Source organism: Aminobacter sp. BA135 (genome assembly GCF_050859125.1).
GTDB classification, from domain to species: Bacteria; Pseudomonadota; Alphaproteobacteria; order Rhizobiales; family Rhizobiaceae; genus Aminobacter; species Aminobacter ciceronei.
In genome coordinates, this window is sequence record NZ_CP139572.1 from 5,641,240 (window position 1) to 5,660,689 (window position 19,450).

The following is a 19,450-nucleotide window of genomic DNA, read 5'->3' on the forward strand; positions in this document are numbered from 1 at the left end:
CGCCAGGACTTTCTGGCGTTACCCGCCCATGCCCGAGCGCGGCAGCTTGATCAGCTCGCCGAATTGGGCGCGCAGCCTGTCGTCGAGGGTACGCGAGATATGTCGCGGAAAACGCTCGGCAAGGATGCGTCTCTTCTCCGCGATCGCCTTGCCGAGCAGATCCGGCTTGCCCTTTTCGTTCCATTCCTTGGGCGAGAAGCGGTCGGCCACGGCGGGATAGAAATATTCGGTCTGCATCAGCCGGAGCGTCTGCTCGTTGCCGAGATAATGGCCGGGGCCGTTGAGGCAGACTTCGGAGATGGTGGCGATGGACAGCGCCTCATCGGAGACCTCGATGCCGCGCACGCAGCGCAGGCATTGGCCCAGCATGTCGTTGTCGATGATCAGGCTTTCCAGGCAAAAGCCGAGCAACGAGGCATGCATGCCGGCGGATTCATAGACCAGATTGAGCCCGGACAGCCCGGCCATGACATTGGTGATGCCCTTTTCGTAGCCGGACTGGATGTCGGGCAGCTTGGAGTCGGCCATGCCGGCGGCCGAGCCACCGGGCAGGTCATAGAACTGGGCCATCTGGGCGCAGGCTGAAGTCAGCAGCGCCTGCTCGGCCGAACCGCCGGACATGGCGCCGGTGCGCAGGTCGGAGACGAAGGGCCAGGTGCCGAAGATGGCGGGATGGCCCGGCTTCAGCGCGTTGACATAGACGAGGCCGGCGAGCACCTCGGCCACTGCCTGGACGACAGCGCCGGCAATCGCCGCCGGTGCCGTAGCCCCGGCCTGACCGGCGGAGAGCAAAAGAATCGGGATGCCACCCTCGACGCAGGCTTCGAGCACGCCGCAGGCGTCCTCGGCGAACTTCATCGGCGGCACGACGAAGCAGTTGGAATTGGAGACGAAGGGACGGGCGCGGAAATTTTCCTCGCCGCCAGCGATTTCGTAGAGCATCTGCAAGGCAGGGGCGACGTTCTCACGCACTGTAAAGCTGGTGCCGACATGCTTGGAGGTGCCCGAGACGCAGGCATAAAGCGTGTTGAAGTCCATCTCCAGCGGGTCTGGGATGTCGCGCGGCACCATCGGACGCTGGAAGAAGTGAATGTTGTCGAGCCCGTCGACGATGCGGGCGGCGTCGTAGATGTCCTGCAGCAGGCTTTCGCGGTATTCGCGTTTCTCGACGTCGACGAGGTGAACGGCGGCACCTGCGGTGCCGTAGTGGACCCGCCTGCCCTGAATCACCATGTCGCGCCTCGGGTCCTGGCCGCAGAGCGTGAAGTTGCGGGCGGCGTTCCTGATGGTCGACAGCACCAATTCCCTGGGGAAGCGGATGCGTCCGTCGTCGCCGTAGCTGGCGCCGACCCGCTTCAGCGCCTCGATGCAGCTCGGGATGGCGTTGGCGAAGCCGACGGTTTCGAGCAGGGTCAGTACCGCCTCGTGGATGCGTTCGAGATCGTTCTGGCCCAATGCCTTGAAGGTGCCGCCCTCCAGGCCGGCCCGCACGGGGCGGATGTCGTCGGCCAGCGGAGCGGCGCGCATCGCCCGTCGCGCCTCCCTGCCACCGGACCTTCGTGAGCGTTGTTCCGCAGACAGGTCATGGCTTTCGACGGCAACTGACATGCAGGTCCTCCGAATTCGTGTGAGGCTGGCCCGCAGTGATTATGCCACCGTCGTGTCGCCTCGTTCCCTTTGCGCGACTATGCAACGTCCATTGGCCCAGACTATGGGCCAGCAGATTGCGCCGGATATGCCAGAGCGCTCATATATGCGCGGCGGCACGAAGCGGCGGCCGGCATGGACGATAGGCCTGAAATCGGAGCCGAAATCAGGCAGGGATCGGAAGCTGGACAAAGTGGTGCAACGCTACGCGCGAGGAGGCGGGCAGCGTTGCCGAGGGATCACGCAGCCGCGGGCCGACGGCCGGCAGCGGTTGCCAGTTCGCGGATTCCAGGCTCGATGTGCTGGAGCGCGATCGAGGAGATGCCCAGCCGCATGAAGCGTGTCGGCTTATCGGAATGCTCGAAGAAACGCTCACCCGGCTCGATGATGACCGAGCGCGCCGCTGCCGCTGCCGCAAGACCGCGCGAGTCGGTGCCGCGGGGGCCTTCCAGCCACAAAGACGTGCCGCCGGCCGAGTCGGTCGACTGCCATTCTGGCAGAAAAGCCGAGATCGCCTGGACCAATCGCTTGCGCCTCTCGCCAAAAGCGGTGGAGAGGCGGCGCACCAGCGCCTCGTGATGGCCGAGCGACAGGAACAACGCCACTGCGCGCTGGTTGTTGGCCGGCGGGTGGCGCAGCATGAAACGGCGCAATGCGCGCAGTTCGGCGATGAGGTCGGCCGAGGCGACGATGTAGCCAAGGCGCAGGCCGGGCGCGAGCGTCTTCGACATCGAGCCGACATAAACGACGCGGCCGGAGCGATCGAGGCTCTTCAAGGCCTGTTGCGGCGCTTCATCGAGCAGTTGGCTGTCATAGCCATCCTCGATGATGATCTGGTTGTTGCGCGTGGCGCGCGCCAGCAGGTCCTGCCGGCGCTCGGCACTCAGCGGCACCATGGTCGGGCACTGGTGGCTCGGCGTGACGAAGACAAAGCCGGCATCAGACGGGATCGCCGAGGTGACGATACCCGAATGGTCGACCGGAACAGGCTCGATGTCGGCGCCGGCGAGACGGAAGATCGAGCGCGCGTCGGGGTAGCCCGGATCCTCCATCGCCACCTTGGAGCCCTTGCTCATCAACAGCGTGGCCAGCATGTAGAGCGCGTTCTGGGCGCCGAGCGTGACGATGATCTCGTCCGGATTGGCGAAGATGCCGCGACGCGGCAGCAGACGCGCCTGGATCTGTTCGATCAACAGCGGATCGTCGCGGTCTACCATGTCGGCCGCCCAGTTGCGAATCTCGAGCACGGCCAGCGCCATGCGGTTGCACTCGCGCCATTCGGCGGTCGGAAACAGCGTCGGGTCGAACTGACCGTAGACGAAGGGATAGGACGACTTGATCCAGTTATCGAGCTTGGCCGGCGGCTGCATGTCGGAGGCGGCGATCTGGCGGCGCGCCTTCCAATCGATTTCATTGGCCTGATCGGGGCTCTTCTGCTGCGGCTTGGCCGGTGTCGCCAGAACTTCGGGATTCACGAAGTGGCCCCGGCGCTCACGCGCGACGAGGAAACCCTGGTCGACAAGCTGCTGGAACGCCAGCACCACTGTGCCGCGCGCGACACCCAGTTTTTCGGCCAGGATGCGGCACGACGGCAGCGGCATCGAAGCCGCGATCTGACGGTCGAGAATGGCGGCAACGATCGCCTGTCGGATCTGGGCCTGGAGCGTCTGACCTGATTCCGCCGAAATTCTGAACAAGCCTGACCAGATGGCCGTATCGTTTCGCTGTGGCATGGGGACGTTTCCTGCATGTCCAGTCTTTTGACTTCGCTGGACCATAGAAAGCTATCCTTGGCACAAGCAGTTGCACCAATCAATTTTTCTAATCTTATAGATTTATGCCAGTGAACCTTTCGAGCGACGGTTGCAGACGACACGGATTAAATCGATTGAAAGACACCAGTTGAATCGATTGAAATTTGCGGCGATAGTCCGCCGCGACGCCTCTCAATCAGTCCCAAGGTCTGCTAGGATGATGCCAGCAGCTGACATTTCCGGAGTTCCCAGGTGATCGACCAACCATTCAAGGCGGCACTGGCCGCACTTCGCAACCACCATCAGGACGCACCGAAGAATCTCAGGGCGGCATTCGCTTCCGACCCGAAGCGGTTCCAGCATTTTTCCGCCTCCGACGGTGACCTTCTGCTCGACTGGTCGAAATGCGCCGTCGACGCCGAGACCATGGCGCTGCTGGAAAAGCTGGCGCAGTCGGTCGATCTCGAAGGCAGGCGTGCAGCGATGTTCGCCGGCGAGCGCATCAACGTCACGGAGGACCGGGCCGTGCTGCACACGGCGCTGCGCAATCCGCGCGGCGAACGGGTGATGCTCGACGGCCACGACGTGACGACTGACGTGCATGCCGTGCTCGATGCCATGTCGGCTTTCGCCGACGACGTCCGCTCGGGCAAGGCGGCGGGTGCCACCGGCAAAAAGATTACCGATATCGTCAATATCGGCATCGGCGGTTCCGACCTTGGCCCTGCCATGGCGACGCTGGCGCTGGCGCCCTATCATGACGGGCCGCGCGCGCATTTCGTCTCCAACATAGACGGCGCCCACATCCATGACACGCTGAAGGGGCTCGACGCCGGCACGACGCTGTTCATCATCGCGTCGAAGACCTTCACCACGGTCGAGACCATGACCAATGCCGCCACTGCGCGGCGCTGGGTCGAGGAGAAGCTGGGGGCAAAGGCGGTGGGCCACCATTTCGCCGCCGTATCGACGGCTCTCGACAAGGTTGCCGCCTTCGGCATCGAGCCGTCGCGCGTGTTCGGCTTCTGGGACTGGGTCGGCGGGCGTTATTCGCTATGGTCGGCGATCGGCCTGCCGATCATGATCGCCATCGGGCCGAAGAACTTCCGCGAATTCCTGGCCGGCGCGCATGCCATGGACAAGCATTTCGCCACGGCGCCGCTGCTCAAGAACATTCCGGTGCTGATGGGGCTGATCGGCTTCTGGCACCGGGTGGTGTGCAGCTATCCGGCCCGCGCCGTCATCCCCTACGACCAGCGCCTGTCGCGCCTGCCAGCCTATCTGCAGCAGCTCGACATGGAATCGAACGGCAAGAGCGTGACGATATCGGGCGGCGGCGTGGTGACGCCGACGGGTCCGCTGGTGTGGGGCGAGCCGGGCACCAACGGCCAGCACGCCTTCTTTCAGTTGCTGCACCAGGGCACCGACTTCATTCCGGTCGAGTTCCTCGCGGCGGCGGAAGGCCATGAACCTGAGTTGCAGGAACACCATGACCTGCTGCTTGCCAACTGCCTGGCGCAGTCGGAAGCGTTGATGAAGGGCCGTACGCTCGAGGAAGCACGGCGGCAGATGCTGACCAAGGGCATCAAGCCGGAGGAGGTCGACAAGATCGCGCCGCACCGCGTTTTCTCGGGCAATCGCCCGTCGGTGACGATCCTCTACCGTAAGCTCGACCCCTACATGCTCGGCCGGCTGATTGCGCTGTATGAGCACCGCGTCTTCGTCGAGGCGCAGCTGTTCGGCATCAACGCCTTCGACCAATGGGGCGTCGAACTCGGCAAGGAACTGGCCACCGGCTTGTTGCCTGTCGTGGATGGGCGAGAAAATGCCGCGCGTCATGACTCCTCGACAGCCGGCCTCGTGGAGCATATCCACCGCCTCAGAGCGCCGCGCGGGCAATAGAAGCGGACGGCGCCCCTGGCATTGCACCTGCGCATTCGGCCTTCCGCCGGGGCGCACGGTCGGAGGAGTGAGTGATTTGAGGGGCATCAAGGGCATACTTTTCGACAAGGACGGGACCCTTGTCGATTTCCAGGCGACGTGGTTCGCCATCGGCGAAATGATGGCGCTGAAGGCGGCGGATGGCGACCAGGCGCAGGCAACCGCGCTGATGGAAGCAGCCGGTTACGATTTCGGCGCCCATTGCTTCAAGGCCGACTCGGTTTTTGCCGCCGGCACCAACGCCGATATCGTCGCGCTCTGGTATCCCGGCGCAACCGCCAGCGAGCGCTCTGACCTGATCAGGATGTTCGACCAGGTATCGGCCGAGCAGGGCTCGGCCAAGGCCGTGCCGCTGCCGGGCAGCAAGGATGCGCTGGCGAACCTGCACAGCGCCGGCTTCCGCCTCGGCGTCGCCACCAACGATTCGACCGGCGGCGCGGAGAAGACGCTGCTTTCGCTCGGCATCGCCCAGCTGTTCGACGCGGCCTATGGCTACGACGCCGTCGCCAACCCCAAGCCGGCGCCCGATGCGATCCATGCCTTTTCCGACCTCACCGGCCTCAAGCCGTCGGAGATCGCCATGGTCGGCGACAATCGTCACGACCTCGAGATGGCCAAGGCTGGCGGCGCCCTGGCCATCGCCGTGCTGTCGGGCACCGGCACGCGGGAATCGCTGACGCCGATGGCCGACGTGGTGCTCGATTCGATCGCCGATTTGCCCGCCTATCTGGCACGCGAGGCCTGAGCGGGGCCCATCGGCAACACCCACTGGCATCCAGCCACCCCGAAGGAAAACCCATGGCCGACGAGCTGACCATCCGCCGGGCGACCCGCGAGGACCTGCCCGAACTGGTGCAGCTCTATCGCCATCTCGTGCCTGACGAGCCGGTCTGCACCGGGCATGCGGGGGAGATCTGGGAGCGGTTCTCGCATTACGGGCCGAGCGGCATCTTGCTCGGCCTGGTCGACGGAAGGCAGGTGGCGACCTGCACGCTTGTGGTGGTGCCGAACTTCGTCCGTGGCGGCGCCAACTACGCGCTGATCGAGAATGTCGTGACGCATGCCGACTTCCGCGGCCGGGGCCATGGCAAGGCAGTGCTGCTCACGGCCGTCGAGGAGGCGTGGTCGCTCGGCTGCTACAAGGTGATGTTGCTCACGAGTTCCAAGGAACCGGCGACGCTGGGCTTCTACCGCAACGCAGGCTTCCAGACGACCAAGACGGGATTTGAGATGAGACGTATACCGGTGCGGGAGAGCTGAGGCGCGACCGCCTGGCCATTCGCTGGACCGGATCCAAGCTGCCCGAATTGCCGTCCACAAACAAGAAACCCCGGCCTGAGCCGGGGCCTGAGAGCGCCGAAGCAGACGGCACGAGAGGTGCGAAGCACGCGACCTCCAGAATCGTCCGCGCGGCCTATTGTTCAGCACCCAATCCCTAGCGGTGGCTACTCGAACACGATCGTCGGTGTCGCTGCCGCTGCAGCGCCCTGCTCTTCCTGCAGCCGCTCCCAGACCTTGGAGGCAATGGCGCGATAGGTTTGCGCCTGGGCGCTGTCCGGCCTGGCGACCGTCACAGGAGTTCCCGCGTCGGAGCTCTCGCGGATGCCCATTTCCAGCGGCACTTCGCCGAGGAAGGTGACGCCGAGGCGTTCGGCTTCCCGCCTGGCGCCGCCATGGCCGAAGATGTCGTAGCGCGCGCCGGTGTCGGGGGCGATGAAATAGCTCATGTTCTCGACGATGCCGAGCAGCGGCACGTCGACCTTCTTGAACATGTTCAGACCCTTGCGCGCGTCGATCAGTGCCAGATCCTGCGGCGTCGAGACGATGACCGCACCCGCCAGCGGCACCTGCTGGGCCATGGTCAGCTGGGCATCGCCGGTGCCGGGCGGCATGTCGACGACGAGCACGTCAAGCGGACCCCATTCGACCTCGCGCAACATCTGGGTGAGCGCCGACATGACCATCGGGCCGCGCCAGATCATCGGTGTCTCCTCATCTACGAGGAAACCCATCGACATGACCTTGAGGCCATACTTCTGCATCGGCTTAAGGATCTTGCCGTCGACGGTTTCCGGGCGGCCATGGATGCCAAGCAGCTTGGGCATTGACGGGCCGTAGATGTCGGCGTCGAGCACGCCGACCTTGAGGCCGTTGGCAGCGAGGCCAAGCGCAATGTTGACGGCAGTCGTCGACTTGCCGACGCCGCCCTTGCCGGAAGCAACGGCGATGATCGAGGCGATGCCGGGAACTCCGCGCTTGCCCTGCGACTGCGAAGCCGGTGCGTGCGGAGCAGGCCGTGCCGCCGGTGCGGGCGCCGGACGAAGGGCTGGCTTCTGCGGCACCGGCGCTTCCATGCCGCCGCCCTTTTTCTCTGCGGTCAGGGCGACGACGGCGCCGTTGACGCCCGGGATCGCCTTGACGACGCGTTCGGCCGCGGCACGCAGCGGCTCCATCTCCTGGGCGCGGGCGGCCGGCACGGTGATCGAGAAGAACACCTTGCCGTCGGCGATGAAGATGTCGGAAACCAATCCGAGATCGACGATGTTGCCTGAGAAATCCGGGCCGTTGACCGTCTTGAGACGCTCGACAACGATTTCCTTGGTGACTGTCATGTGACGAACCTGCTGCTCTGTGTCGAGCCTGAGATAATGCAGTTTGGCGGAAGAACCAAGCTACCCGAAATGGCAGCCGGATCCTGACCGCTGGCAAGTGCCTGATCCGGCGCCATGTTACACCGGCAAAGAAACTTCAGCAGGGATGTAGGATCGGCGCTGCCTGCTGCGTCCTTGGGGCATATGGAGAGCAATCACCCGGAGAACCGTGATGAAATTCGTCAATTACCTCTTCTTCAACGGCAATTGCCGTGAGGCTTTCGAGTTCTACGCCGACGTGTTCGACGGACAGGTCGTCGGCCTGGTGACCTATCGTGACGAACCCGGCGAGAGCAGCATGCCTGCGGACTGGCAGGACAAGGTGATGAACGTGCAACTGTCGATCGGTGACCAGTCGCTGATGGCGTCGGACTCGCCGCCACAATATGCGAGCGAAATGGGCGGATTCTCGATCTCGGTCGACCTCGGCGACCTTGCCCGCGCCGAGCGCATCTTCGCAGCCCTTGCCGATGGCGGAACTGTCACCATGCCGTTTGCCCCGACATTCTGGGCCAAGGGGTTCGGCATGCTGAAGGACAAGTTCGGAACACCCTGGATGATCAGCAGCGGCAACGCTGGCGAATAATTTCAAACTAGCGGCATTACGAGGAAACCTGACAATGAATACTGCAGTTGCAACTCCCGCAATTTCCAATGGCGCCCTGTGGACCGGGCGCGTTCTCAGCGGCCTGGTCATTGTCTTCCTTTTGTTTGACGGCGCAATCAAGCTGGTGCCGCTGCAGGTCGTGCACGACACCATGGCGACGCTCGGCCTGCCTTCGGAGCTCGCACGCACACTCGGCGTGCTGACCTTGGCATGCACCATCCTCTACGCCTGGCCACGCACTGCGATCCTCGGCGCGATCCTTCTGACCGGCTATCTCGGCGGCGCCATCGCCATCCACCTGCGCATCGGCAATCCGATGTTTTCGCACACCTTGTTCGGCGTCTATCTCGGGCTGATGGCCTGGGGCGGGCTGTATCTGCGCGATCCGCGTCTGCAGGCGCTGATCCCATTCCGCCGCTGAACCAGCCATCCTCAGGAGACGACAATGCAGGTTCTTGCCATCATCCTCGGGCTGCTCGTGCTCGCGATCCTCATCATCCTGGCGATCGCCGCGACCAAACCCGCTATCTTCTCGATCCGGCGTACGACCGATGTCGACGCAGACCCTGATACCATCTTTTCGCTGATCAATGACTTCCACAATTGGCGCGACTGGTCGCCATGGGAGGCGCTCGACCCCGACCTCAAGCGCAAGATGAGCGGTGCGAGCACCGGCCGCGGCGCGGTCTACGAATGGGACGGTAACAAGAAGGTCGGCAGCGGCCGGATGGAGATCACCGAAGCTGTGGCACCGAACAAGGTTGTCATCAAGCTCGACTTCCTGAAGCCGTTCGAAGCGCACAATGAGGCCCGCTTCACCATGGAACCGAGGGCCGGAAAGACGCGCCTGAACTGGGAAATGACCGGTCCGTCACCGTTCATGTCCAAGGTGATGCAGGTGTTCATGAACTTCGACAAAATGGTCGGCAAAGACTTCGAAAAGGGCCTCGCGAGCATCAAGGCGATCGCCGAACGGAAACGCCTTGCCGGCTCGTGAGTTTACCAGTCTCAGCACAGCAAGACCTGCCGCCCAACCGGGCGGCACTATGTTCAACCGGGGCTTTGCCCCAATGCGGGGGCAACAGAGAGGAGACTGACATGCTTGGTCAAATCAATGCCGTTGCCAATGTGGCCGTCAGGGATCTCGGACGCGCCAGGGCCTTCTACCAAAACACGCTCGGTCTCAGCGAGGTCGAGCACATGGGCGACGAGGTGTCGGTGCTGAAGAGCGGCGACACTGTGATCAACGTCTACCGCTCGGACTATGCCGGAACGAACAAGGCGACCTCGGTCACCTGGGCCGTCGGCGACCGGATCGACGGCCTCGTCAATGAGCTGAGGTCGAAGGGCGTGGCGTTCGAGCACTACGACATGCCCGATGTCAGGCTCGAAGGCGACGTCCATGTCTTCGGCGACTTGCGGGTTGCCTGGTTCAAGGATCCCGACGGCAACATCCTCAACCTGATCAACCAGTGATTTTGATGCGGTAGTCCCTTGTGAAGACTGGCTAATTCGACCGACGCCGGATAGTTTTCCGGCATGATCGACAAGCTTGAGTTCTTCATCGCGCTCGCAAGAGAGCAACATTTCGGGCGCGCCGCCGAGGAATGCGGCGTCACCCAGCCGACGCTGTCGGCCGGCATCAAGCAGCTCGAGGACATCCTTGGCGTGATGCTGGTGCAGCGCGGCTCGCGCTTTCAGGGCCTGACGCCCGAGGGACGGCAGGTGCTGGACTGGGCGCGGCGCATCGTCGGCGACACTCGCGCCATGCGCGAGGAGATGCGTGCCGCTCGGCACGGCCTGTCCGGACGAATCCGCATTGCCGCCATCCCGACGGCGCTTGCCATGGTGCCGAGGCTGACGACGCCGTTCCGCGACAAGCACCCCGGCGTCACCTTCTCGATCCTCTCGCGCACCTCGATCGAGGTTCTGTCGCTGCTCGGAAATTTCGAGATCGACGCGGGAATCACCTATCTCGACAACGAGCCGCTCGGCCGGGTGACCAGCGTGCCGCTCTATGCAGAGCGCTACCAGCTGATCACGGCGGCGGGGAACGAATATTCCGATCGTGACAAGGTGACATGGGAAGAGGTCAGCACGCTGCCGCTGTGCCTGCTCACCCCCGACATGCAGAACCGCCGCATCATCGATCAGCACCTGGCAGATGCCGGCGTTCAGGTGCGGCCGACGCTGGAATCGAACTCGATGATCGTGCTTTTCTCGCACATCAGGACCGGCAAATGGTCGTCGATCATGCCGCTCAACCTCGCGGAAACATTCGGTTTTGCCGAACCGATCCGTGCAATACCGATCGTCGAACCCGATGCCAGCCACACTGTCGGACTGGTGGTCGCCAAGCGCGATCCGAACACCACGCTGGTGCAGGCGCTGCTTGACGAAGCCATGGCGCTGGCAGGCGATTTCCGCCGCAGGTCCTGACCTACACTACCCCCTGCTTTCGTCCACTCGATAGAAAATTTTTATCATACGACGAAACAGCTTTATTGATTCCGGCCCCTTGGATCGGGTTCAATAGACATACTGCGCCAAGGGAACGGCGCGAAGTCAGGGAGGGCGCTGCGTGGTCATGCAGCCAGCAAGTACCGAACTCGCCGAGCGAACCGCTGCGGTGATAAGCGAATTGAAGAACCTCGAGGGTCCGCTGATCCCGATCCTTCATGGTGTCCAGGAAGAGTTTGGCTATGTTCCGCAGGAAACCCTGCCGATCATCGCCGAGGCACTGAACCTGTCGCGTGCCGAAGTGCACGGCGTCTTCACCTTCTATCACGATTTCCGCCATCACCCGGCCGGCCGGCACGTGCTCAAGGTCTGCCAGGCCGAAGCCTGCCAGTCGATGGGCAGCGACGCGATCGCCGCCCAGATCAAGCAGAAGCTCGGCATCGGTTTCCACGAGACGAGCAAGGATGGCGCAGTGACGCTGGAGCCGATCTATTGCCTCGGCCTGTGCGCCTGTGCTCCTGCCGCGATGCTCGACGGCGAAGTGATCGGCCGTCTCGACGCCGACAAGATCGATGAAATCGCCGAGGAGATCCGCTCATGAGCGTGACGATCTACATTCCCGGCGATTCGGGTTCACTGTCGCTCGGCGCCGAAAAGGTCGCCAAGGCGGTCGAGAAGGAAATTGCTGCACGCGGCATCGACGCCAGGATCGTGCGTAACGGTTCGCGCGGCCTGTACTGGCTCGAGCCGATGGTTGAAGTAAAGACCGAAGCCGGTCGCGTTGCCTACGGTCCGGTCTCTGCCAAGGACGTCGCTTCGCTGTTCGACGCCGGCCTGGCCAATGGCGGCCAGCACAAGCTGTCGCTCGGCGATCCGGAAAAGCTGCCGTTTGTCGCCAAGCAGACGCGCCTGACCTTCGCCCGCTGCGGCATCACCGACCCGATTTCGCTGGAAGATTACGAAGCTCATGGCGGCCTTGCCGGTCTGCGCAAGGCCGTATCGATGGCGCCGGCCGACATCGTCAAGCAGGTAACCGAGTCCGGCCTGCGCGGCCGCGGCGGCGCCGGCTTCCCGACCGGCATCAAGTGGAAGACCGTTCTCGATACCGCGGCCGATCAGAAGTACATCGTCTGCAATGCCGACGAAGGCGACTCGGCGACCTTCGCCGACCGCATGATCATGGAAGGCGACCCGTTCGTGCTGATCGAGGGCATGGCGATCGCCGGCCTCGCCACCCACGCCACCAAGGGTTACGTCTACATCCGCTCCGAATATCCGCACGCCATCACTGTCATGGAAAAGGCGGTGAAAGTTGCCCGTCGCGCCGGCGTGCTCGGCAAGAGCGTGCTTGGATCCTCCCAGGGCTTCGACATCGAAATCCGCTCGGGCGCCGGCGCCTATGTCTGCGGCGAGGAAACCTCGCTGCTCAACAGCCTCGAAGGCAAGCGCGGCGTGGTCCGTGCCAAGCCGCCGCTGCCGGCGATCCAGGGCCTGTTGGGCAAGCCGACAGTCATCAACAACGTGATTTCGCTCGCCTCGGTGCCGATCGTGATGGACAAGGGCGCGCAGTATTACAAGGACTTCGGTATGGGCCGCTCGCGCGGCACCATCCCGATCCAGATCGCCGGCAACGTCAAGCATGGCGGCCTGTTCGAAGTTGCCTTCGGCCTGACGCTGGGCGAGATCGTCGACGAGATCGGCGGCGGCACGGCGACCGGTCGTCCGGTCAAGGCGGTGCAGGTCGGCGGCCCGCTCGGCGCCTATTTCCCGCGCGCTCTGTTCGACACGCCATTCGACTATGAGGAGTTCGCCAAGCGTGATGGCCTGATCGGCCATGCCGGTATCACCGTGTTCGACGACAGCGCCGACATGCTGAAGCAGGCGCGCTTCGCCATGGAATTCTGCGCCATCGAAAGCTGCGGCAAGTGCACGCCCTGCCGCATCGGCTCGACGCGCGGTGTCGAAACGCTCGACAAGCTCAAGCAGAACATCGAGCCGGAAAAGCAGCTCGCGCTGGTGACCGACCTCTGCAACACGATGAAGTTTGGATCCCTTTGCGCTCTCGGCGGTTTTACTCCGTACCCTGTCATGAGCGCCATCCACCATTTCCCCGAAGACTTCCGGCCGGCAGCGGTCGCCCAGGCAGCGGAATAGGAGACGACATCATGGGTCTCATTCACGAAATCGACTTCGGCACCCCTGCCTCCAAGTCCGAAAAGCAGGTCACGCTGACCGTCGACGGCTTCGAGGTCACCGTGCCCGAAGGCACCTCGATCATGCGCGCTTCGATGGAAGCGGGCATCGCCATCCCGAAGCTCTGCGCCACCGACATGGTCGACGCCTTCGGCTCCTGCCGCCTCTGCCTGGTCGAGATCGAAGGCCGCAACGGCACGCCGTCGTCCTGCACGACGCCTGTCATGCCCGGCATGGTCGTGCATACCCAGACCGGCCGCCTCAAGGACATCCGCAAGGGCGTGATGGAGCTCTACATCTCCGATCACCCGCTCGACTGCCTGACCTGTGCCGCCAATGGCGACTGCGAATTGCAGGACATGGCGGGTGCCGTCGGCCTGCGCGACGTGCGCTACGGCTATGAAGGCGACAACCATGTTCGCGCCAAGAATGACGGCGTCGCAAACTTCAAGTGGATGGCCAAGGACGAGTCCAACCCGTATTTCACCTACGACCCGTCCAAATGCATCGTCTGCTCGCGCTGCGTGCGGGCCTGCGAAGAGGTGCAGGGCACATTTGCGCTGACCATCGAAGGCCGCGGCTTCGGCAGCCGTGTCTCGCCCGGCGCGCATGAACTGTTCCTCGACAGCGAGTGCGTTTCCTGCGGCGCCTGCGTGCAGGCCTGCCCGACGGCGACGCTGACGGAAAAGTCTGTGATCGAGATCGGCCAGCCCGAGCACTCGGTCGTCACCACCTGCGCCTATTGCGGTGTCGGTTGCTCGTTCAAGGCAGAGATGCGCGGCGACGAGCTGGTGCGCATGGTGCCGTGGAAGGACGGCAAGGCCAACCGTGGCCACTCCTGCGTCAAGGGCCGCTTCGCTTATGGTTATGCCACGCACAAGGAGCGCATCCTCAACCCGATGATCCGCGACAAGATCACCGATCCGTGGCGTGAAGTGTCGTGGGAAGAGGCGCTGACACACACGGCCAAGGAATTCCGCCGCATCCAGTATCAGTACGGCCGCGGCGCCATCGGCGGCATAACCTCGTCGCGCTGCACCAATGAGGAAACCTTCCTCGTGCAGAAGCTGATCCGCCAGGGCTTTGGCAACAACAACGTCGACACCTGCGCCCGCGTCTGCCACTCGCCGACCGGCTACGGCCTCGGCCAGACCTATGGCACGTCGGCCGGTACCCAGGACTTCGACTCGGTCGAGGACACCGATGTCGCGCTGATCATCGGCGCCAACCCTGCGTCGGCCCACCCGGTGTTCGCTTCGCGCCTGAAGAAGCGCCTGCGCGCCGGCGCCAAGCTTATCGTCATCGATCCGCGCCGCACCGAAATGGTGAAGTCGGCCCATATCGAGGCCGAGCATCATCTGGCGCTGAAGCCGGGCACCAACGTCGCCGTGGTTACCGCGATCGCGCATGTCATCGTCACCGAAGGACTGTTCGACGAGAAGTTCATCCGCGAGCGCTGCGACTGGTCGGAATTCCAGGATTATGCCGAGTTCGTCTCGGATCCGCGCCACAGCCCCGAGGAAGTCGAGAAGCTGTCGGGCGTTCCGGCCGAGACCATCCGCGGTGCGGCCCGCCTCTACGCCACCGGCGGCAACGGCGCGATCTATTACGGCCTCGGCGTCACCGAGCACAGCCAGGGTTCGACGACCGTCATCGGCATCGCCAACCTCGCCATGCTGACCGGCAATATCGGCCGCAGAGGCGTCGGCGTGAACCCGCTGCGCGGCCAGAACAACGTTCAGGGCGCCTGCGACATGGGCTCGTTCCCGCACGAACTGCCGGGCTACCGCCACATCTCGGGCGACGCGGTGCGCGACATCTATGACAGCCTGTGGGGCGTCAAGCTCGACAACGAGCCGGGTCTGCGCATCCCCAACATGCTGGATGCTGCCGTCGACGGCACCTTCAAGGGCATCTACATCCAGGGCGAGGACATCCTCCAGTCGGATCCCGACACCAAGCACGTGTCGGCCGGCCTGGAAGCCATGGAATGCGTCGTCGTGCAGGATCTGTTCCTCAACGAGACCGCCAACTACGCCCACGTGTTCCTGCCCGGTTCGACCTTCCTCGAGAAGGACGGCACCTTCACCAACGCCGAGCGCCGCATCAACCGCGTGCGCAAGGTGATGGCACCGAAGAACGGCCTCGCCGACTGGGAAGTGACGCAGCGCCTCGCCCAGGCGATGGGCCTGACCTGGAACTACCAGCACCCGTCCGAGATCATGGACGAGGTGGCCAAGACGACGCCGAGCTTCGCCAACGTCTCCTACGAGTTCCTGGAGAAGATGGGCTCGGTGCAGTGGCCGTGCAACGAAAAGGCGCCGGAAGGCACGCCGATCATGCACATCGACGGCTTCGTCCGCGGCAAGGGCAAGTTCATCCGCACCGAGTATGTCGCGACCGACGAAAAGACCGGCCCGCGTTTCCCGCTGCTTTTGACCACCGGCCGCATCCTCAGCCAGTACAATGTCGGCGCGCAGACACGGCGCACCGAGAACGTTGCCTGGCACGCCGAGGACCTGCTGGAAATCCATCCGCACGACGCCGAACAGCGCGGCCTGCGCGACGGCGACTGGGTCAGGCTGCAGAGCCGTGCCGGCGAAACGACGCTCAGGGCACAGATCACCGACAGGGTGTCGCCGGGCGTCGTCTACACCACCTTCCACCACCCCGACACGCAGGCCAACGTCATCACCACCGACTTCTCGGACTGGGCAACCAATTGTCCCGAGTACAAGGTGACGGCGGTTCAGGTCGGCGCCTCCAACGGTCCTTCGGATTGGCAGAAGGACTACAACGAGCAGGCGCAGCAGAGCCGCCGCATCGCCGGCCATCTGGAAGCGGCGGAGTAGACTTGCGGTGACCGACCGGCCTGCCATCACCCAGACAAGCCGCCTCGCCCGCCGGGCGAGCGGCACCACGGTGGCCAATCGCATGGTGCCGGAGGAGACCCCGGTGGCGCTGTCCTATGGCGGCACCACCCATGCGGTCATGATGGCAAGCCCGGCCGATTTCGAGGATTTCGCGCTCGGCTTCTCGCTGACCGAAGGCATCATCGGCTCGGTCAACGAGATCGAAACGATCGAAGTGCTCGATGTCGAGGCCGGCATCGACATCCAGATCAGGCTCAAGGACAAGGCCAACAAGCGCTTCGAGCAACGCCGCCGCCGGCTTGCCGGTCCCGTCGGCTGCGGCCTTTGCGGCATCGAATCGATCGAGGAGGCGATGCGTTCGGTCGACGACGTCCACACATCGTCATCAGGGCTTTCCGCCGACGACATCGTGCAGGCGGTGAAGCTGCTGTCCAAGGTACAGCCGCTGCATGCCGAGACAGGCGCGGTGCACGCCGCCGGTTTCTACGTGCCCGGCAAGGGCATCGTGGCAGCACGCGAGGACGTCGGCCGCCACAATGCGCTCGACAAGCTTGCGGGTGCGCTGAACAAAGCCGGCATCAGCGGCGGTACGGGCGCCGTGGTGGTGACCAGCCGCGTGTCGGTGGAAATGGTGCAGAAGACGGCAGCCATCGGGGCGCCCTTCATCATCGCCGTTTCGGCACCGACGGCACTCGCCATCCGCACCGCCGAACAGGCCGGCATGACGCTGATCGCACTGGTGCGCGGCGACGATTTCGACATCTTCACCCATCCAGACCGCGTGACCACCGGAGCCGCCAAAAATGTCGCATGAAGAGCACAAGATGGGGACGAAGGAAAAGCTCGTCTACATGGCGAACCAGATCGCGACATTCTTCGAGTCCAAGCCCCATGACGAGGGTGTTGCAGGCGTCGCCAAGCACATCAACGACTTCTGGGATCCGCGCATGCGGCGCCAGTTCTTCGAGATGTTCGACGAAGGCGGCAAGGGCATGAAGCCGCTGGTCATCGACGCCGCCGCCAAGATCCGGCGCCCCAGGCAGGACGCAGCCTGAAAGCAGGCCCCGGGGCCGGCGAAGGCCCCTCACCTTCCCGCCGGAAACCTGCTAGTCTTAGCCAGACCTAATGCAATTCGCAGGCGGAATGGCTGTGGCAAGGCCGATCGCTACTCGATATGCGCGCAGCGGTGACGTCCGGATCGCCTATCAGGTGGTTGGCCAGGGTCCGCTCGACCTCGTCTTCGTTCCCGGTTTCATCTCCAATCTCGACCTGCACTGGGAAGACGAAGGCTACAGCCGGCTGCTGTCGCGCCTTTCGGCCTTCTCGCGCCTGATCCTGTTCGACAAGCGCGGCACCGGGCTTTCCGACCGCGTCGACGCGAATGCGCTGCCCAGCCTCGAAACGCGGATGGACGACGTGCGCGCGGTGATGGATGCCGCGGGATCGAGCCGTGCGGCGATCCTCGGCGCCTCCGAGGGCGCGCCGATGGCGATCCTGTTTGCCGCGACCTATCCCGAACGGACACGCTCGCTGGTGCTCTATGCCGGCTATGCGCAGTTCCACAAATGGGTGATGGACAGAGCCCGGCTCGAGGCCTTCATCGACGCGGCAGAAAGCAATTGGGGCACTGGTGCCACGCTGCAGAACTTCGCCCCGGGCCGTCTCGACGACGCCCGCTTCGCCGCCTGGTGGGCGCGTTTCGAGCGCCTGTCGGCAAGCCCGACGGCGGCAGCGGCACTGGCCCGGATGAACGCCGAAATCGACGTGCGCGGCTCCCTGGCCAGCATCCGGGCGCCGACGCTTCTGATCCACCGCCGCAACGATGCCCGTGTCGACCCCGAGGCCAGCCGCTACCTTGCCCGGAATATTCCAGATGCGAGGCTCTGCGAGATTTCAGGACGGGACCATCCGATATGGACCGGCGACGTCAACCGCGTCGCCGACCTGATCGAGGAATTCCTGACCGGTACCCATGCCCCGCCTGACACCGACCGGGTTCTGGCGGCGCTGCTGGTGACGCGCATTTCGGACACGGCGCGGCTCGGCGACCGGATGTGGAGCGAACGCAGCCTGCGCTTCCAGGAAACAATGCGCCTGCTGGTCGGCAGGCATGGCGGCCGCATTGCCGACCAGTATGGCGACGTAGCGATTTCGCGTTTCGACGGACCGGCGCGCGCCATCAGATGCGCGGCGGCACTGCGCGACGCGGCTCAGGCCATCGGCATCGCCAGTGCCCAGGGCGTGCATGTCGGCGAAATCGATGCGCGCGGACCGCCGTCGGGGCTGACCGTGCGCGTCGCCGTCAAGATTGCCGAGCATGCCGGGCGCGGCGGCATCCTGGCATCGCGGCTTGTCTCCGAAATCGCGACCGGTTCGGGCCTGCATTTCGTCGACGCCGGCCGCCTGACGCTCGACGACCTCGACGGCCCGCTGGCGCTGGTCGAGGCGACGTCGGAGCAGCATCTCGAACCGGCATGCCGCAGCCGCACGCCCGCCGCAGCCGAGCCTTCGGCCTTGACGGCGCGCGAAAACGAAGTCGTGGCGCTCATCGCCGACGGCAAGAGCAATGCGGCCATCGCCATCGAACTCAGCCTCAGCGAGCACACGGTGAAACGCCATGTCGCCAACATCCTGACCAAGCTCGACTTGCCATCGCGCGCGGCAGCGGCAGCATTCGCGGTGCGGCAGACTGGCCCGGACGGGCCATAGGAGCAGTGGCCTTTTCGGGCGAAGCGGCGATGTCGCGCCCGGGACTAAAGTTTTCCGATGCAGGCAGGCGGAAACAACGCCTCGAAACTGCGAAGGAGGAAGACATGACGAAGGCAAGGGGAATGCTCACCACGCTGGCCATGGCAGCTGGCCTCGCCGTTCTGGCTTCGAGCGCCGGCGCCGAAGACGCCTCTGCCGAGGCGACCTACAAGGACATCGAAGCCACGCTCGGTTCGGTGCCCAGCTTCTTCAAAGCATTTCCGGAAACGGGCATTGCCGGCGCCTGGGCCGAGTTCAAGGGCATCCAGCTCAATCCCAAGACCGAGCTGAACGGCAAGACCAAGGAGCTGCTCGGCCTCGCCGTCGCCGCCCAGATACCGTGCCAGTACTGCGTCTATTTCCACACTGCCGCGGCCAAGGCCAACGGTGCCACCGACGAGGAAATCCGCGAGGCGGTGGCGATGGCGGCCGTCGTCCGCCACTGGTCGACGGTGCTGAACGGCATGCAGGTCGACTACCCACAGTTCAAGCAGGAGGTCGACACGGCAATGGCCGCCGCCAAGGCGAAGTCGCAGTAGTTTTCGAGGTCCTAACAGGGACCGTCGCAACACAGGG

At 64.1% G+C, this 19,450-nt stretch carries 18 protein-coding genes; 15 read left to right on the forward strand and 3 right to left on the reverse strand.

Annotated elements, in window-relative coordinates; translation table 11 throughout:
- Nucleotides 1-18: 18 nt before the first annotated feature.
- Complete coding sequence (locus SLT36_RS27340) at nucleotides 19-1,608, reverse strand: trimethylamine methyltransferase family protein (RefSeq protein ID WP_432285101.1); 1,590 nt, start codon at nucleotides 1,606-1,608, stop codon at nucleotides 19-21.
- Between the two features lie 278 nt (nucleotides 1,609-1,886).
- Nucleotides 1,887-3,380, reverse strand: a complete 1,494-nt coding sequence (locus SLT36_RS27345; protein WP_432285102.1) for a PLP-dependent aminotransferase family protein — start codon at nucleotides 3,378-3,380, stop codon at nucleotides 1,887-1,889.
- 273 nt (nucleotides 3,381-3,653) lie between these two features.
- Between SLT36_RS27345 and pgi the strand changes: the two genes are divergently transcribed.
- The 3 genes from pgi to SLT36_RS27360 all read left to right on the forward strand — a co-directional run bounded on the left by pgi (nucleotide 3,654) and on the right by SLT36_RS27360 (nucleotide 6,602).
- Nucleotides 3,654-5,303: a glucose-6-phosphate isomerase gene (gene pgi, locus SLT36_RS27350; RefSeq protein WP_432285103.1), complete on the forward strand. Its 1,650-nt coding sequence runs from the start codon at nucleotides 3,654-3,656 to the stop codon at nucleotides 5,301-5,303.
- Between the two features lie 76 nt (nucleotides 5,304-5,379).
- On the forward strand, nucleotides 5,380-6,087 hold the full coding sequence (locus SLT36_RS27355) for an HAD family hydrolase (protein ID WP_432285104.1): 708 nt from the start codon (nucleotides 5,380-5,382) through the stop codon (nucleotides 6,085-6,087).
- 53 nt (nucleotides 6,088-6,140) lie between these two features.
- On the forward strand, nucleotides 6,141-6,602 hold the full coding sequence (locus SLT36_RS27360; protein ID WP_432285105.1) for a GNAT family N-acetyltransferase: 462 nt from the start codon (nucleotides 6,141-6,143) through the stop codon (nucleotides 6,600-6,602).
- Between the two features lie 185 nt (nucleotides 6,603-6,787).
- On the opposite strand, the gene SLT36_RS27365 is transcribed toward SLT36_RS27360, so the two are convergent.
- Nucleotides 6,788-7,954, reverse strand: coding sequence for an Mrp/NBP35 family ATP-binding protein (locus tag SLT36_RS27365; protein ID WP_432285106.1), 1,167 nt, complete (start codon nucleotides 7,952-7,954; stop codon nucleotides 6,788-6,790).
- A 211-nt stretch (nucleotides 7,955-8,165) separates the two neighbouring features.
- Here SLT36_RS27365 and SLT36_RS27370 point away from each other — a divergent pair, with 211 nt between their 5' ends.
- The 12 genes from SLT36_RS27370 (at nucleotide 8,166) to SLT36_RS27425 (ending at nucleotide 19,413) form a co-directional block, all read left to right on the forward strand.
- The gene (locus SLT36_RS27370) at nucleotides 8,166-8,579 is read left to right on the forward strand and encodes a VOC family protein (protein ID WP_067965541.1); all 414 of its coding nucleotides are present in this window, start codon (nucleotides 8,166-8,168) and stop codon (nucleotides 8,577-8,579) included.
- A 34-nt stretch (nucleotides 8,580-8,613) separates the two neighbouring features.
- A complete protein-coding gene (locus SLT36_RS27375; protein WP_432285107.1) occupies nucleotides 8,614-9,021 on the forward strand; it encodes a DoxX family protein in 408 nt (135 codons plus the stop codon).
- A 24-nt stretch (nucleotides 9,022-9,045) separates the two neighbouring features.
- Nucleotides 9,046-9,597, forward strand: a complete 552-nt coding sequence (locus SLT36_RS27380) for an SRPBCC family protein (RefSeq protein WP_432285108.1) — start codon at nucleotides 9,046-9,048, stop codon at nucleotides 9,595-9,597.
- A 101-nt stretch (nucleotides 9,598-9,698) separates the two neighbouring features.
- Complete coding sequence (locus SLT36_RS27385) at nucleotides 9,699-10,076, forward strand: VOC family protein (protein WP_432285109.1); 378 nt, start codon at nucleotides 9,699-9,701, stop codon at nucleotides 10,074-10,076.
- 63 nt (nucleotides 10,077-10,139) lie between these two features.
- Nucleotides 10,140-11,039 (forward strand): LysR family transcriptional regulator, encoded by a 900-nt coding sequence (locus tag SLT36_RS27390; protein WP_067965550.1) that lies wholly within the window; start codon nucleotides 10,140-10,142, stop codon nucleotides 11,037-11,039.
- A gap of 142 nt (nucleotides 11,040-11,181) precedes the next feature.
- Nucleotides 11,182-11,661, forward strand: coding sequence for a formate dehydrogenase subunit gamma (locus SLT36_RS27395; RefSeq protein WP_067965552.1), 480 nt, complete (start codon nucleotides 11,182-11,184; stop codon nucleotides 11,659-11,661).
- Nucleotides 11,658-13,214 carry a formate dehydrogenase beta subunit gene (locus SLT36_RS27400; RefSeq protein ID WP_432285110.1) on the forward strand — a complete coding sequence of 519 codons (1,557 nt, stop codon included), beginning with the start codon at nucleotides 11,658-11,660 and terminating at the stop codon, nucleotides 13,212-13,214. Before SLT36_RS27395 ends, SLT36_RS27400 begins: the two co-directional genes overlap by 4 nt.
- 11 nt (nucleotides 13,215-13,225) lie before the next feature.
- Nucleotides 13,226-16,105 carry a formate dehydrogenase subunit alpha gene (gene fdhF / locus SLT36_RS27405; protein WP_432285111.1) on the forward strand — a complete coding sequence of 960 codons (2,880 nt, stop codon included), beginning with the start codon at nucleotides 13,226-13,228 and terminating at the stop codon, nucleotides 16,103-16,105.
- A 7-nt stretch (nucleotides 16,106-16,112) separates the two neighbouring features.
- A complete protein-coding gene (gene fdhD, locus SLT36_RS27410; protein WP_432285112.1) occupies nucleotides 16,113-16,940 on the forward strand; it encodes a formate dehydrogenase accessory sulfurtransferase FdhD in 828 nt (275 codons plus the stop codon).
- Nucleotides 16,930-17,181 carry a formate dehydrogenase subunit delta gene (locus SLT36_RS27415; RefSeq protein ID WP_432285113.1) on the forward strand — a complete coding sequence of 84 codons (252 nt, stop codon included), beginning with the start codon at nucleotides 16,930-16,932 and terminating at the stop codon, nucleotides 17,179-17,181. Before fdhD ends, SLT36_RS27415 begins: the two co-directional genes overlap by 11 nt.
- 88 nt (nucleotides 17,182-17,269) lie before the next feature.
- Nucleotides 17,270-18,835 carry an alpha/beta fold hydrolase gene (locus tag SLT36_RS27420; RefSeq protein ID WP_432285114.1) on the forward strand — a complete coding sequence of 522 codons (1,566 nt, stop codon included), beginning with the start codon at nucleotides 17,270-17,272 and terminating at the stop codon, nucleotides 18,833-18,835.
- Nucleotides 18,836-18,939: 104 nt separating this feature from the next.
- Nucleotides 18,940-19,413: a carboxymuconolactone decarboxylase family protein gene (locus SLT36_RS27425; protein ID WP_432285115.1), complete on the forward strand. Its 474-nt coding sequence runs from the start codon at nucleotides 18,940-18,942 to the stop codon at nucleotides 19,411-19,413.
- Nucleotides 19,414-19,450: the final 37 nt, after the last annotated feature.

What these genes read in the sequence shown, in the direction of transcription:
- SLT36_RS27340 (WP_432285101.1), bottom strand. Translation starts at nt 1,608, where the DNA reads ATGTCAGTTGCCGTCGAAAGCCATGACCTGTCTGCGGAACAACGCTCA.
- SLT36_RS27345 (WP_432285102.1), bottom strand. Translation starts at nt 3,380, where the DNA reads ATGCCACAGCGAAACGATACGGCCATCTGGTCAGGCTTGTTCAGAATT.
- SLT36_RS27360 (WP_432285105.1), top strand. Translation starts at nt 6,141, where the DNA reads ATGGCCGACGAGCTGACCATCCGCCGGGCGACCCGCGAGGACCTGCCC.
- SLT36_RS27365 (WP_432285106.1), bottom strand. Translation starts at nt 7,954, where the DNA reads ATGACAGTCACCAAGGAAATCGTTGTCGAGCGTCTCAAGACGGTCAAC.
- SLT36_RS27370 (WP_067965541.1), top strand. Translation starts at nt 8,166, where the DNA reads ATGAAATTCGTCAATTACCTCTTCTTCAACGGCAATTGCCGTGAGGCT.
- SLT36_RS27375 (WP_432285107.1), top strand. Translation starts at nt 8,614, where the DNA reads ATGAATACTGCAGTTGCAACTCCCGCAATTTCCAATGGCGCCCTGTGG.
- SLT36_RS27380 (WP_432285108.1), top strand. Translation starts at nt 9,046, where the DNA reads ATGCAGGTTCTTGCCATCATCCTCGGGCTGCTCGTGCTCGCGATCCTC.
- SLT36_RS27385 (WP_432285109.1), top strand. Translation starts at nt 9,699, where the DNA reads ATGCTTGGTCAAATCAATGCCGTTGCCAATGTGGCCGTCAGGGATCTC.
- SLT36_RS27390 (WP_067965550.1), top strand. Translation starts at nt 10,140, where the DNA reads ATGATCGACAAGCTTGAGTTCTTCATCGCGCTCGCAAGAGAGCAACAT.
- SLT36_RS27400 (WP_432285110.1), top strand. Translation starts at nt 11,658, where the DNA reads ATGAGCGTGACGATCTACATTCCCGGCGATTCGGGTTCACTGTCGCTC.
- fdhF (WP_432285111.1), top strand. Translation starts at nt 13,226, where the DNA reads ATGGGTCTCATTCACGAAATCGACTTCGGCACCCCTGCCTCCAAGTCC.
- SLT36_RS27415 (WP_432285113.1), top strand. Translation starts at nt 16,930, where the DNA reads ATGTCGCATGAAGAGCACAAGATGGGGACGAAGGAAAAGCTCGTCTAC.
- SLT36_RS27420 (WP_432285114.1), top strand. Translation starts at nt 17,270, where the DNA reads ATGGCTGTGGCAAGGCCGATCGCTACTCGATATGCGCGCAGCGGTGAC.
- SLT36_RS27425 (WP_432285115.1), top strand. Translation starts at nt 18,940, where the DNA reads ATGACGAAGGCAAGGGGAATGCTCACCACGCTGGCCATGGCAGCTGGC.